We start from the raw sequence: 13,146 nt of genomic DNA on the forward strand, positions 1-13,146 counted from the left end.
TAATATATGATGGCTTTTTTTATGATGGAATTTTATCTTTCATAATCTTATTACCACAAGCGCAAATTGTACTATGCTTTAACTTAATTAATTTTGTTTTACATACTGGGCAAATTTTATCTTCTTTTTTCATCGGAATCATCCTTTCTCTATGCATTCTTGGCATTTCCCATACACTTCCATATTGTGATTATTGACGGAAAAACCTGTAAGATTAGCTACCATTTCTTCAATTTCTGTAAGTTCCGGATAGTTAATATCTGCAATTTTTCCACATGATTCACAGATAACGTGATAATGATTGGACTGACTAAATTCAAAGCGACTTAATCCATTGCCATAAGGAAGCTCATTAATGATTCCTAATTCAACAAATAGTTTTAAGTTATTGTAAATGGTAGCGAGACTAATGATAGGGATTCTTTTTTGAATGTCTTCAGCTGTTGGATGTCCATTCATGTCAATCAGTGTCGTTAAAATTTGTATTCTTTGTGGTGTAACCCTTAAATTTTTTTCTTTTAATAAGGGAATTAAGCTTTCTATTTGGTCTTTATTCATGCTATAACCCTCATTTATAATGATGTAATTGTTGAGAATGCCTTTAAGTAGAACTTAAAGGCAAATGAGAAAAAGTGAAAAATAACGAAATATGAGAATGACTAACATATTAACGATATATATTAATAATAACACTTCTCATTCGAAAATCAATACTTTTTTATAATAATTATAAATAAGGACTGTGTATAAATATAGTTTCGACATTACCTGTAATATATCCTCGTTGAGTGTGTAATAATTTTAGTTTTTTTAATCACCAATATACTAATATGTTACATGACATGAATGTGTGAAAGAATATTGAAGACGGAAGGGGATTATCAATTACACTTTGAATGGGGATTCTAGTTGATAAAAGAGTTCGAATTTTGTACAAATATAAAATCCGTAATGTTCCATAAAACATTATCGTTTTTTGGAACATTACGGATTTTTATATGTTTAATCTTAATAATGGAAGTGAAGGTTATTTTACTTTTTCTGCCCAGTTCATAAAATTGTTTACAACCTGATCTAAGAAATCTAGAGTTTGTTCGTGTACAAGTTCTCCTTGTTCATTTACTTTATCAAGCACGGTACCGATAAAAACTTCATTTCCTGGAAGTGTGACAGCGCCGACTCCAGCTGAGTTGAGTATTTGACGCAAGTGCATTTGCGCTTTTACTGTTCCCATTGCACCAGGCGTTGCCCCAACAATCATCGCAGGTTTATTGACCATAACTTTTTCCACTCTTGAAAACCAATCAATGGCGTTCTTTAAAAATGCAGGAATGGAGTGATTATATTCAGGTGTTAAGAATAATAACCCATCACTATCTTTAATTCTTTGGCGAATTTCTAAAACGGCCGCTGGTGGTGTAAGTTCATCATCTTGATTATACATCGGTAATCTTTCAAGAGGGAGGATATCTATCTCGAGCTCTTCTTGATAACGATCTTTCATTAATAAGGCTAACTTTTTATTTATTGATTCTTTACGATTGCTTCCAACAAATGCAGCAATTTTCATATAAACGCCTCCATTATGTAATAATTAATGTTTCCATCATAGCATAGACCTATTTGAAATCTGTTATAAATGCTCAGAAAATCTAATCGTTTCAATTAAAGGAACATTTTTTAAGTAAAATGGGTAAATTAACTAATAAAGTTCTTTTGAAAATATGTCCTCTATATGTGTACAATTATTTAAAATGTGGTAAAGTATAATTTGTAAAACCTATACATAGCAAATGTATAACTAGAAAATAGTTGTATTTTTCCAGAGGACAGTTGTCTATTTTGAAAAGAAAATGAAGATGAAACCCTAGGAGGAAAAGAAATATGTCAAGCAATATTCTTAATCAATTTTTAAGTGAAAATCTTGAGGATTTAAAAGATAAAGGATTATATAACGAAATTGACCCGTTAGAAAGTGCGAATGGTCCAATCATTAAAATTAACGGGAAAGAGTTAATCAACTTATCTTCTAACAATTATTTAGGTTTAGCAACAAATGATACGTTAAAGACAATTGCTAAAGAAGCGATTGATAAATATGGTGTTGGTGCAGGAGCAGTTAGGACGATTAATGGTACGTTGCAAATTCATGTAGAGCTTGAAGAAACACTTGCAAAATTCAAGCATACAGAGGCAGCAATTGCTTATCAATCTGGATTCAATTGTAATATGGCGGCGATTTCTGCAGTTATGGATAAAAATGATGCCATCCTTTCAGATGAGCTTAATCATGCTTCTATTATTGACGGTTGCCGTTTATCCAAAGCAAAGATTATTCGATTTACTCATTCTGATATGGACGATCTTAGAGCAAAAGCAAAGGAAGCAACAGAATCTGGGCAATACAATAAAGTAATGGTCATTACAGATGGTGTATTTTCAATGGATGGTGATATTGCTAAATTACCAGAAATCGTTAAAATCGCTGAAGAGTTTGATCTAATAACATATGTAGATGATGCTCACGGTTCTGGTGTATTAGGTAAGGGTGCTGGTACGGTAAAACATTTTGGTCTTTCTGATAAAGTGGATTTCCAAATTGGTACATTATCGAAGGCAATCGGAGTAGTTGGTGGTTATGTAGCTGGTAAACAACAATTAATCGATTGGTTAAAGGTGAGAAGTAGACCTTTCTTATTTTCTACATCTGTTACACCTGCTGATGCCGCTGCAAGTAAAAAAGCGATTGAGAAGTTAATGGAGAGCACAGCGCTCAATGAAAAGTTATGGGAAAACAGTGAATACTTAAAAGCAGGCTTAAAGAAATTAGGATTTAATATCGGTGAAAGTGAAACACCGATTACACCTTGTATCATTGGGGATGAAGTGAAAACGCAAGAATTTAGTAAGAAACTTAATGAAGCTGGAGTGTATGCAAAGTCCATCGTATTCCCAACGGTACCAAGAGGAACTGGTCGTGTACGTAATATGCCATCTGCTGCACATACGAAAGAAATGCTAGATCAAGCGTTAACTATATATGAAACGGTAGGAAAAGAACTAGAGATTATATAAAATCACCCCTTTAGAGAGGGTTGAAAAGGGTAGGAGAAAAAATGAAAAAAATTATGATTACTGGTGCACTTGGCCAGATTGGCTCAGAGTTAACACTGAAATTGAGAGAAATCTATGGAACGGACCATGTCATTGCAACAGATATTAGAAGCAATGACTCAGAGGCAGCTACATCAGGTCCTTTTGAAATGGTAGACGTTACAGATGGAAAAACGATGTTAGAAGTGGCGAAAAAGCATCAAGTTGATTCTATTATTCATATGGCTGCCTTATTATCAGCAACAGCTGAAGCAAATCCAGTGTTTGCTTGGAATTTAAATATGGGTGGATTGATGAACGCACTTGAAGCAGCAAGAGAAACGGGTGCGCAATTCTTTACGCCAAGTTCCATTGGCGCTTTTGGACCTTCTACACCAAAAGACCTTACACCACAAGATACGATTTGCCGACCAACAACAATGTACGGTGTCAATAAAGTGTCTGGAGAGCTTCTTTCAGATTATTACTATCATAAATTCGGTGTGGATACGCGCGGTTTACGATTCCCAGGATTAGTTTCTTACGTAACACCTCCAGGGGGCGGAACGACCGATTATGCTGTGGAGATTTATTACGAAGCGATGAAAAACAAAGCATATACTTCTTATATTGCAGAAGGCACCTATATGGATATGATGTATATGCCTGATGCCTTAAATGCGATAGTCAACCTTATGGAGGCTGATCCAGCAAAATTATTACATCGTAATTCATTTAATGTGACAGCAATGAGTTTTGAACCGGAGCAAATCGCTGCTGAAATCCGTAAGCATATACCAGAATTCACCTTAACGTATGATGTCGATCCAGTTCGCCAATCGATTGCTGACAGTTGGCCAAATGCCATTGACGCTTCAGCCGCAAAAGAAGAATGGGGATTTAAAGCAGAGTATGATCTTGCAAGAATGACTGAGGATATGTTAAATAAACTAAAATAATGATATAGAAAAACGCCCTTTTGATAAGCGGGCGTTTTTCTTTGAGTTAAAATAGATTTTTAGTATATCCATGCTAAGGAGGATTTATCGTATCGTAAATTTGTTCATTTTAGTTCGAATCCTGAGACGATAAAAGGTTTACATAAATATATTATGTCAACTAAATGTTTCATCGTTATCGTTATTTGTCTATGAAAATTTCCAAAATAGAATGCTGGTGCACGATTCGTAGTGGAGTTGTAATATGAGGAAGCATAAGTTTTCTGCTATATGTTGCACCATCACTTTTTGCGACAGCACTGATAATAAGCTCATCTCCTGTTGGTATTACTTGCACATGATGATAACGATCTTCTTCAATTAAGGCTTCAATAATAAAAGCTGATTCTGTATCAAATACATCGATACGAAAGATAGACTCGTCTAAAAAAGATGTTAACGGATCAAGAAACATGCTTTCAAACCAACTCTGCCACTCCATATTCATACATATCACCCCAGTATGATAATGTATGCGTATACATAAATAATGTGAATCGTACCACGGATTTTTTTAATGTTAATGGGGAAAATTATATTCTCTTCCAAATTAATGATGAATTATTTTTATTAGGAACAGTCCGGGTATAAGGTAAAATGAGTCCGGTACACTACCGAACCCATTTCAAGAATGCAAAGTTATTTCATTAAGGTTTTATTTTGATCACTTATGCAATTGTATCGAACAAACTTCTACATATCATGATGAGAGTGATTCTTTTGTCTTGAATGATTTCTATTCTTTACTTTCTTAGAGCCACTTAAAGGCTCAGGTTGTCCTGGATTATCCCCTTTTGGAGCGTTTTTTCTCATATCTTTACCATCATTTTTATTCATTTTTTTATTTCCCTCCTTTTGTTTATAGGATGAAAGAATCCCCATTTTTTATACGGTATATTTTATCATCACACTGAACAATTTAATTGTAAGAAAAGCAAAAGAGGTGAAAACAAGTTATGCCTTATCATAAAAATAAACAGCAAGCATTTCAAGCAGCCCAACAAAGTATGGAAGATGTAGAAGAACAGTATCATGTAATAGATAAACATGCGAGTACGTATGGCCAACAACTCAAACATCTGTCTCAAGAAATAGCAGAAACTTATGAACAAATTCAAAATGCTTTAGAAGTTGCATCAGAGCATCAAAAAGAGCAATTGCTTAAATTTCAAACGGATTTGGATGCCATTACAAGCCAAGTGCAATCGGAAAAATAAAAAATAGTGCTAAGAAAGTCGAATAAAGTCAATTAAACACGATTGGTTTATTTTCTTAATATAATAATTAAATGAAGTCTATTTCACACCGTAATTGATAACCTCTCTCAATTACGGTGTTTTTATGTTTATCATATCATTTATTAGAAATACCATAAGAAAAACTTATCAATAACAATAACTTTCTTGTTATTTACTTATGTTGAATGTTGTATTATTATAGAAATTGTGAGAAAAGTGAGGATGGGTAAAAATTCAAACTTTTCGATTGATTACCATTAAGTGGTATTATAGTACTTTGTAGTTCGAATTAGGGGGTAATACTATGGCGAAAAATGATGTGTTTAATTCCCGTAAATCATTTGATGTAGATGGGAAACGTTATCATTACTATGACTTAGCAGCACTTGAAAATGCAGGTATAGGACAGGTATCTAAATTACCATATTCTATTAAAGTCCTACTTGAATCTGTACTACGTCAATATGACGGTCGTGTAATTACAAAAGAGCATGTTGAAAACTTAGCAAAATGGGGAACAGCAGATGTGAAGGAAGTGGATGTACCATTTAAACCTTCACGTGTTATCCTTCAAGACTTTACAGGTGTACCAGCAGTTGTAGACTTAGCTTCTTTAAGAAAAGCTATGGCTGATATGGGTGGAGATCCAGATATGATCAACCCTGAAAAACCAGTTGATCTTGTTATTGACCACTCTGTACAAGTTGATAAATATGGCACACCAGATGCACTAGATGCAAATATGGTTTTAGAATTTGAAAGAAACGCAGAACGTTACCAATTCTTAAGTTGGGCACAAAAAGCATTTGATAACTATCGTGCTGTTCCACCTGCGACAGGTATCGTTCACCAAGTAAACTTAGAATATCTTGCTGATGTTGTAATTGCAAATGAAACAACAGAAGGAGATTTTGAAGCATTCCCTGATACACTTGTTGGTACTGACTCTCATACAACGATGATTAATGGTATCGGTGTACTCGGTTGGGGTGTTGGTGGTATTGAGGCGGAAGCTGGTATGCTTGGACAGCCTTCATATTTCCCAGTTCCTGAAGTGGTTGGGGTGAAACTTGTTGGTGAGCTACCTAATGGAGCAACAGCTACTGACCTTGCCTTAAAAGTAACACAAGTTTTACGTACACACGGTGTTGTAGGTAAATTTGTGGAATTCTTCGGACCAGGTGTTCCTGCACTTCCACTAGCTGATCGTGCAACAATTGCGAACATGGCACCTGAATATGGTGCAACATGTGGATTCTTCCCTGTTGATGGTGAATCTTTAGAATACATGCGTCTAACTGGACGTAAAGAAGAACAAATTAAAGTTGTTGAAGCTTATTCTAAAGCAAATGGATTATTCTTCGATCCTTCATTAGAACCAGTTTATACAGATGTAGTAGAAATTAACTTAGCTGATATTGAACCGAACCTTTCCGGTCCAAAACGTCCGCAAGATTTAATTCCGCTTTCTGCTATGAAAAAAGAATTTAATAAAGCTGTTACTGCTCCTCAAGGTAACCAAGGTTTTGGTTATGATGAGAAAGAGTTTGATAAAACAGCAACAGTTAACTTCAAAAATGGCGATTCTACGACAATGAAAACAGGTGCAGTTGCAATTGCTGCAATCACTAGCTGTACAAACACATCTAATCCTTATGTATTAGTTGGTGCAGGTCTTGTTGCGAAAAAAGCAGTAGAACTTGGTTTGGAAGTTCCTAAATATGTAAAAACATCTTTAGCACCGGGTTCAAAAGTTGTAACTGGATACTTAAATAACTCTGGTTTACTTCCTTATTTAGAGCAATTAGGATTTAATCTAGTAGGTTATGGATGTACAACATGTATCGGTAACTCTGGTCCTTTAAAAGAAGAAATTGAAGAAGCGATTGCTGATAGTGATTTACTTGTTACTTCTGTTCTTTCTGGTAACCGTAACTTTGAAGGTCGTATCCATCCATTAGTAAAAGGTAACTACCTTGCTTCACCACCGTTAGTAGTTGCATACGCTCTAGCTGGAACAGTTGATGTTGATCTTCAACATGATGTTCTTGGTCAAGATAAAGATGGGAACGATGTATTCTTTAAAGACATCTGGCCAACAACAGAGGAAATCAATGCAGTCGTTAAACAAACGGTTACACCTGATTTATTCCGTGATGAATATGAGCGTGTATTCGATGATAATGAGCGTTGGAATGAAATTAAAACAAGTAATGAACCATTATATACTTTTGATGAGTCATCTACTTATATCCAAAACCCACCATTCTTTGAAGGTTTAAAACCAGATCCAGAAGAAGTAAAACCATTAAATGGTTTACGTGTAGTTGGTAAATTTGGTGATTCTGTTACAACTGACCATATTTCTCCTGCAGGTGCAATCGGTAAAGATACACCAGCTGGTAAATACCTTCGTGAAAATGGCGTAGAAGTTCGTGACTTTAACTCTTATGGTTCTCGTCGTGGTAACCATGAAGTCATGATGCGTGGTACATTTGCTAATATCCGTATCCGTAACCAAATTGCACCAGGTACTGAAGGTGGATTCACAACGTACTGGCCAACGGGTGAAGTGACATCCATTTATGATGCATGTATGCAATATAAAGAAGATGGAACTGGATTAGTTGTACTTGCTGGTAAGGATTACGGAATGGGATCATCTCGTGACTGGGCAGCAAAAGGAACAAATTTACTTGGTATTAAAACAGTTATTGCTGAAAGCTATGAGCGTATACACCGTTCTAACCTTGTGTTAATGGGCGTTCTACCACTTCAATTTAAAGCTGGGGAAAGTGCTGATACACTAGGATTAACTGGTAAGGAAACAATTAGTGTTGAAATTGGAGAAGACGTGAGACCTCGCGACTTTGTAAAAGTGACAGCAATTGCAGAAGATGGCACTGTAACTACTTTTGAAGCACTTGTTCGTTTCGACTCTGAAGTGGAAATTGATTACTATCGTCATGGTGGTATCTTGCAAATGGTACTTCGTAATCGATTGCAGAAATAATTGTAGCAATCCTGCCCTCTACACATCTAGATGTGTAGAGGGTTTTTAGTTTCCAAACTTCAACAAACTTCACCCCTTTTAGGAAGGAATTTGCCTCCATTCAATACTCATTGAATCACGATGTAAAGTTTTTAAAAAAGCTTAGGATTAAATGAAATGAGTTAAAATGATTGAGCATAGTAAAACAAAAGGAGATAACAATTGAAAGCATGGATGATTGGTCCGTTTTTAATTACTGTAAATCAGTTAAGTCTTGCATTAGCGTTTGTAATCACCTATTTTTTTAAAAAAACTTTGTTTAAAGTTGAAGGGAAGATAAAAGATGAAGTTAGTTCTAGTCTGGTGACTGGTCTAATTATTTTTCTCCTATGTTATAAAGGGTTGCCACTCATAACGAGATTTGCAGATGTAATAAAGAACCCCTTTATAATTGTTTATTCAAGTAGTGGGCTGAAAGGTCTATTTTTCGCTTTAGTTATCATGGTCATTTATTTATTTATAAAAGCCTATCGCTCGCATTTCTCTATGATTCAATGGATGCGTACCGCTTTCGTTTATTTATTTACATATTTTCTTTCATTTTGGATGATCAGAACACTATATTTTCTTTTCTATTAGGAACAATAATGAAAGGAAGGAGTGTTCTAGTTGAAAAAAATCTTATTATTCCTTTGTTGCCTTTTCCTATTTATCCCGCTAGAAACTGCAGCAGAAGATCAATTACCAGGTTTGAAGATCGGCACAGAAGCACCCGACTTTAAGCTTCAGACTATTGAAGGTAAAAATGTCAGTTTAACGGAATTTCGCGGAAAAAAAGTGATGCTCAACTTTTGGGCTACTTGGTGTGCGCCATGTAAACAAGAAATGCGTGATTTCCAATCATTTTATCAAAATAAAAAGGATACTAATATAGAGATCATTGCCATTAACATTGATACAAAAAGTAATGTCAGCAAATATGTTGAGCGTTTAGGTATTACTTTTCCGGTTTTATTAGACGAGAATGATCACGTAAATGAGGTTTATCAAGTGCTGGTAATACCAACAACTTATTTCATTGATGAAAAGGGCGTTATAAGGGATAAATACTATAGTGCTATGCCTTTATCATTAATTAAAGAAAAGTTAAAGCAGTTTTAATATATCTCTTTTATACTTATTTGATTCCAATAGCTAAATCCATTATTAAATTTTCTAAAATTTGTAATAACTTTCTATTGAATGGGCATACTGCTAATAAAATAGAAAGAAATGGTGGGTGAAGAATTTTATGAGAAAACCTAAAAGAAGAACGTTTGCTGATCTGGTATTGGAGAATAAGCTTCAATTAATGAAAGATCAATCTGCAATGGATAAAATAGAAATGCGATTAGAAGAAAAACATGCTAGTCACCTGAAGGCAGAGTAGATTTTTACCTGACTATTTCACTTAACTTCCGAACATAATAAAATGAAGGAGGGATAAGTGATGGGTAATCCAAAAAAGAACAGTAAAGCTTTTGTCCCCAATCACCTTGGTACACAATCAAGAGGTTTTGGTGGCAATAAAGGGAAACAAATGCAGGATAAAACAGGCAAACAACCTGATGTGATTCAAACAAAAGGTGAATAAATGTCAAAAGGATGCTTAGGTAGGCCGTACCTAAGCATCCTTTTGTATGTAAGCGGCTTTACTTCAATATGAAGAAAAAAATATGGTATAGTTAGTTTAAACCATTGAATAAAGTGATGTGAATAGAATGAAACAAAAGAAAACAGAAATTGACAAAAATGGTTCCCAGCAAGTACATACTAAAAGAAATATATTTGAACAAATCTCTCGTTTAGATGAAAAAACGGATGCTGAACAATTATCAAAGTTGCTAACAGAAGCTGCGCAATTGTCTGCTATAAGGGACAAAACAGATGTTCAATTGCCAGTTGCATGGTTACAAAAGGCGATTGAATTATCACCGCAGAATCTCAGAGCAAAAGAAGCGCTTGCAGAAACAAAATGGATGATTAACAAAGAATTCATGGATCAACTACAATATCCTATTATTCGTGAAACTGATAATCGTGCAACAAAAAAATATGCTGCAGAAGAAATGATAGCCATCACAAACCGTTTTATGCAAGAAACTCTTAAAGCAAAAGAACATTTAAAAGGTCAAAAAGAGGAACTAAGTAAGTATAAAAATGATCAACTGAGTCCTTTTGTAGACGATTTATCTGCTATCCTCGAAGACGCTCTATTCATTGGCGATGAATTAGTTGAGGTTGCTGAAGCATATGAGCAATCAATATCCGGCGTATTTCATACAGCAATACATTATGATGAAGTAAAGAGAAAAATTGAGCAACTTTTGAAAGTGAAAGAAAAGTGGCAACAAAGAATTGAAGCCTACGAAATACAGAAAAAGCAACATGTGACTCCTTTAAATGAACTTGATGAAATGGTTGGTATGATTAATGTAAAGAAGAGAATTAAAGCTTATTATCAATTTTTACAGTATCAACATAGACGTCGTACTTTAGGTTTTAACCTGCGAGATCAAATGAGTCTCAATATGGTGATCACAGGGAATCCTGGAACAGGTAAAACAACTTTAGCGAGAACACTTGCGCGTATATACCATCATCTAGGTGTCTTACCAAGGGAGAATGTTATAGAAACTAATCGTTCACAATTAGTCGGTGCATATGTTGGGCAAACCGAAGAGAATGTTGGACAATTAGTCGAAAAAGCGCTAGGTGGAGTATTATTCATAGATGAGGCTTATACATTGAATCGATCAGATCAGTCAAAGGACGATTATGGACAAGTAGCAATTGATACGCTTGTTTCGTTAATGACAAGTGAAAAGTATAGTGGACGGTTGGCAGTAATAATGGCAGGCTACCCTGATGAAATGCGACAGTTTCTTGAAGTAAATCCGGGATTACGCAGTCGTTTCCCACAAGCAAATCATCTCCATCTTCAAGATTACAATGACTACGAGTTGTTAGAGATAGGGAAGCGGATCGCTTTAAATAATGATTATGTGCTAACTAGTTCAGGAGAAAGGGCGTTGTTAAAGAGAATAGAAAGAGAGCGTGTTGATGACACCTTTGGTAACGCAAGAGCTGTACATGATGTCATTCTCGATGCGATATTTTCTAAAGGTATTAAGGGTGATCAAGCAGATATTAGAGAACTAACCATATTAGAAGAAGATGATTTTACCATCGATGAGGAAGAGTCTATTAATCAACCGCAGAAACAACTGGATGAAATGATTGGATTGGAGCATGTTAAAGAAGAAGTAAAGACTTTAGTGTCATTTGTACAAGTACAGCATATGCGAGGGCAACAAGGATTATCGGCCATTCCTGTGCAGCTACACTCAGTTTTTACAGGAAATCCAGGTACTGGAAAAACGACGATAGCGAAAATTTTCGCACAATTATTAAAAGAATGTGGCTTGCTCAAACGGGGCCATCTTATTGTTTCGAGTAGAGCTGACTTTGTTGCTGGTTATATTGGCCAGACAGCATTAAAAACAAGAAAACTTATTCGCCAAGCATTAGGTGGTGTTTTGTTTATTGATGAAGCGTATTCTCTTTTATCAGATATCACTACGGATTTCGGAAAAGAAGTGATAGATACGCTTGTGGATGAAATGACTAAACATAATGAAAACTTGGTTGTGATATTAGCAGGGTATCCAATGGAAATGGAAAAGCTATTGGCAAGTAATCCTGGACTAAGGTCGCGGTTTAAAAAGTTTTTACATTTTCCGGACTATACTGCTGAAGAGATGCTGAAGATGATGAAAGCATTTTTAGCAAGATATGAAATGAGTTTAACAAAGGCGGCCGAACAATTACTGATAGAGTATTTTACGAATACAGTAACAGAAGGCAATGGTCGTTTAGTTGTGAATCTTGCTGAAGGGGCCATTCAGAATCAAGCAAGAAGAATTATGGAAGATTCACATACAAGTGAGTCATCGTTATCCACATTAACAGAGAGAGATTTTATGAATACAATAGGCGGCAATAGAAAGGAAGACAAGACTAGTGCTAGTTTCAACGAAAGAGATAGAAGTTAGATATGCGGAAACAGATCAAATGGGTGTGGTCTATCATGCCAATTATATTATTTGGATGGAACTAGGTCGAACGCAATTCGTAAAAGACCTAGGTTTTAATTATGCGGCATTAGAAGAACAAGGTGTATTATCACCTGTACTCGATATACAAGCATCTTATAAAAAACCTCTCCATTATGGGGAGACAGCTACAGTCAAGACCTGGGTAGAAGCTTATGATGGTTTAAGGACAACTTATGGATATGAAATATATAACCAAGAAGGCATTCTCGCTGTTAGTGGGTCTTCCTTACACACTTGTGTGAAGAAGGATAGTTTTCGACCGATTTCACTTCGAAGGAAGTTTCCAGATTGGCATGAAGCATACGAAAATGCAAAGAAATAAAGAAAGAAGGCTTAAAAATGGCGTTCGGTATTACTAGGGTGGATGTGAGAAAGTGGAAAGCTGATATAGATGCTGGAAAGATCGCCTTTCTTACTCATTATTGGCTTGATGATCGTTTCCCCACGTGTAAGACGGTCACAAAAGTGGGAGCGTCCGATTTGAATCAGCTCATTTTATGGGGGAAGCAATACGGATTGAAGCCGGAGTGGATTCATCATCGTAAGGATGGATACTCTCATTTTGATTTATTAGGAGATAAACAAATCGAAATTATGAAGTTAGAGGGAAAAGAAGAGCATATTTGGAGATAATAAACATCACCCCTAGTTTTAAGAGCTAGGGGTGA

15 protein-coding genes are annotated in these 13,146 nt (G+C 35.5%); 11 read left to right on the plus strand and 4 right to left on the minus strand.

Annotated elements, in window-relative coordinates; genetic code table 11:
* Window positions 1–138 precede the first annotated feature (138 nt).
* Together LG276_RS11520 and LG276_RS11525 are read right to left on the minus strand one after the other, a co-directional pair.
* Entirely contained in the window at window positions 139–558 is a 420-nt protein-coding gene (locus LG276_RS11520; protein ID WP_191811732.1) for a Fur family transcriptional regulator, read from the minus strand.
* Window positions 559–1,027: 469 nt separating this feature from the next.
* Entirely contained in the window at window positions 1,028–1,570 is a 543-nt protein-coding gene (locus LG276_RS11525) for an NADPH-dependent FMN reductase (RefSeq protein WP_224936397.1), read from the minus strand.
* 314 nt (window positions 1,571–1,884) lie between these two features.
* Here LG276_RS11525 and LG276_RS11530 point away from each other — a divergent pair, with 314 nt between their 5' ends.
* Together LG276_RS11530 and LG276_RS11535 are read left to right on the plus strand one after the other, a co-directional pair.
* Window positions 1,885–3,075 (plus strand): glycine C-acetyltransferase, encoded by a 1,191-nt coding sequence (locus LG276_RS11530; RefSeq protein ID WP_251161574.1) that lies wholly within the window; start codon window positions 1,885–1,887, stop codon window positions 3,073–3,075.
* Window positions 3,076–3,116: 41 nt separating this feature from the next.
* Window positions 3,117–4,052 (plus strand): L-threonine 3-dehydrogenase, encoded by a 936-nt coding sequence (locus LG276_RS11535; RefSeq protein WP_224936399.1) that lies wholly within the window; start codon window positions 3,117–3,119, stop codon window positions 4,050–4,052.
* Window positions 4,053–4,233: 181 nt separating this feature from the next.
* On the opposite strand, the gene LG276_RS11540 is transcribed toward LG276_RS11535, so the two are convergent.
* Window positions 4,234–4,539 carry an Hsp20/alpha crystallin family protein gene (locus LG276_RS11540; protein ID WP_251161575.1) on the minus strand — a complete coding sequence of 102 codons (306 nt, stop codon included), beginning with the start codon at window positions 4,537–4,539 and terminating at the stop codon, window positions 4,234–4,236.
* 245 nt (window positions 4,540–4,784) lie between these two features.
* The gene (locus tag LG276_RS11545; protein ID WP_224936401.1) at window positions 4,785–4,928 is read right to left on the minus strand and encodes a small acid-soluble spore protein P; all 144 of its coding nucleotides are present in this window, start codon (window positions 4,926–4,928) and stop codon (window positions 4,785–4,787) included.
* A gap of 119 nt (window positions 4,929–5,047) precedes the next feature.
* Here LG276_RS11545 and LG276_RS11550 point away from each other — a divergent pair, with 119 nt between their 5' ends.
* The 9 genes from LG276_RS11550 to LG276_RS11590 all read left to right on the plus strand — a co-directional run bounded on the left by LG276_RS11550 (window position 5,048) and on the right by LG276_RS11590 (window position 13,111).
* Window positions 5,048–5,308, plus strand: coding sequence for a hypothetical protein (locus LG276_RS11550; RefSeq protein WP_095373336.1), 261 nt, complete (start codon window positions 5,048–5,050; stop codon window positions 5,306–5,308).
* A gap of 325 nt (window positions 5,309–5,633) precedes the next feature.
* A complete protein-coding gene (gene acnA / locus LG276_RS11555; RefSeq protein WP_251161576.1) occupies window positions 5,634–8,342 on the plus strand; it encodes an aconitate hydratase AcnA in 2,709 nt (902 codons plus the stop codon).
* A 201-nt stretch (window positions 8,343–8,543) separates the two neighbouring features.
* Window positions 8,544–8,960, plus strand: coding sequence for a hypothetical protein (locus LG276_RS11560; RefSeq protein WP_251161577.1), 417 nt, complete (start codon window positions 8,544–8,546; stop codon window positions 8,958–8,960).
* A 30-nt stretch (window positions 8,961–8,990) separates the two neighbouring features.
* Entirely contained in the window at window positions 8,991–9,482 is a 492-nt protein-coding gene (locus LG276_RS11565) for a peroxiredoxin (RefSeq protein ID WP_251161578.1), read from the plus strand.
* A gap of 130 nt (window positions 9,483–9,612) precedes the next feature.
* Complete coding sequence (locus LG276_RS11570; RefSeq protein ID WP_095373332.1) at window positions 9,613–9,750, plus strand: FbpB family small basic protein; 138 nt, start codon at window positions 9,613–9,615, stop codon at window positions 9,748–9,750.
* Window positions 9,751–9,810: 60 nt separating this feature from the next.
* Window positions 9,811–9,954, plus strand: a complete 144-nt coding sequence (locus LG276_RS11575; RefSeq protein WP_095373331.1) for an acid-soluble spore protein N — start codon at window positions 9,811–9,813, stop codon at window positions 9,952–9,954.
* 127 nt (window positions 9,955–10,081) lie between these two features.
* On the plus strand, window positions 10,082–12,415 hold the full coding sequence (locus tag LG276_RS11580) for an AAA family ATPase (RefSeq protein ID WP_251161579.1): 2,334 nt from the start codon (window positions 10,082–10,084) through the stop codon (window positions 12,413–12,415).
* On the plus strand, window positions 12,384–12,800 hold the full coding sequence (locus LG276_RS11585) for a thioesterase family protein (protein ID WP_191811710.1): 417 nt from the start codon (window positions 12,384–12,386) through the stop codon (window positions 12,798–12,800). The genes LG276_RS11580 and LG276_RS11585 overlap by 32 nt, the downstream gene beginning before the upstream one ends.
* A gap of 17 nt (window positions 12,801–12,817) precedes the next feature.
* Complete coding sequence (locus LG276_RS11590) at window positions 12,818–13,111, plus strand: hypothetical protein (RefSeq protein ID WP_251161580.1); 294 nt, start codon at window positions 12,818–12,820, stop codon at window positions 13,109–13,111.
* Window positions 13,112–13,146: the final 35 nt, after the last annotated feature.

Source organism: Cytobacillus kochii, assembly GCF_044790165.1.
GTDB classification, from domain to species: Bacteria; Bacillota; Bacilli; order Bacillales; family Cytobacillaceae; genus Cytobacillus; species Cytobacillus kochii.

Coding starts and splice junctions, on each gene's coding strand:
- LG276_RS11520 (WP_191811732.1), bottom strand. CDS start 558: ATGAATAAAGACCAAATAGAAAGCTTAATTCCCTTATTAAAAGAAAAA.
- LG276_RS11525 (WP_224936397.1), bottom strand. CDS start 1,570: ATGAAAATTGCTGCATTTGTTGGAAGCAATCGTAAAGAATCAATAAAT.
- LG276_RS11530 (WP_251161574.1), top strand. CDS start 1,885: ATGTCAAGCAATATTCTTAATCAATTTTTAAGTGAAAATCTTGAGGAT.
- LG276_RS11535 (WP_224936399.1), top strand. CDS start 3,117: ATGAAAAAAATTATGATTACTGGTGCACTTGGCCAGATTGGCTCAGAG.
- LG276_RS11540 (WP_251161575.1), bottom strand. CDS start 4,539: ATGAATATGGAGTGGCAGAGTTGGTTTGAAAGCATGTTTCTTGATCCG.
- LG276_RS11545 (WP_224936401.1), bottom strand. CDS start 4,928: ATGAATAAAAATGATGGTAAAGATATGAGAAAAAACGCTCCAAAAGGG.
- LG276_RS11550 (WP_095373336.1), top strand. CDS start 5,048: ATGCCTTATCATAAAAATAAACAGCAAGCATTTCAAGCAGCCCAACAA.
- acnA (WP_251161576.1), top strand. CDS start 5,634: ATGGCGAAAAATGATGTGTTTAATTCCCGTAAATCATTTGATGTAGAT.
- LG276_RS11570 (WP_095373332.1), top strand. CDS start 9,613: ATGAGAAAACCTAAAAGAAGAACGTTTGCTGATCTGGTATTGGAGAAT.
- LG276_RS11575 (WP_095373331.1), top strand. CDS start 9,811: ATGGGTAATCCAAAAAAGAACAGTAAAGCTTTTGTCCCCAATCACCTT.
- LG276_RS11580 (WP_251161579.1), top strand. CDS start 10,082: ATGAAACAAAAGAAAACAGAAATTGACAAAAATGGTTCCCAGCAAGTA.
- LG276_RS11590 (WP_251161580.1), top strand. CDS start 12,818: ATGGCGTTCGGTATTACTAGGGTGGATGTGAGAAAGTGGAAAGCTGAT.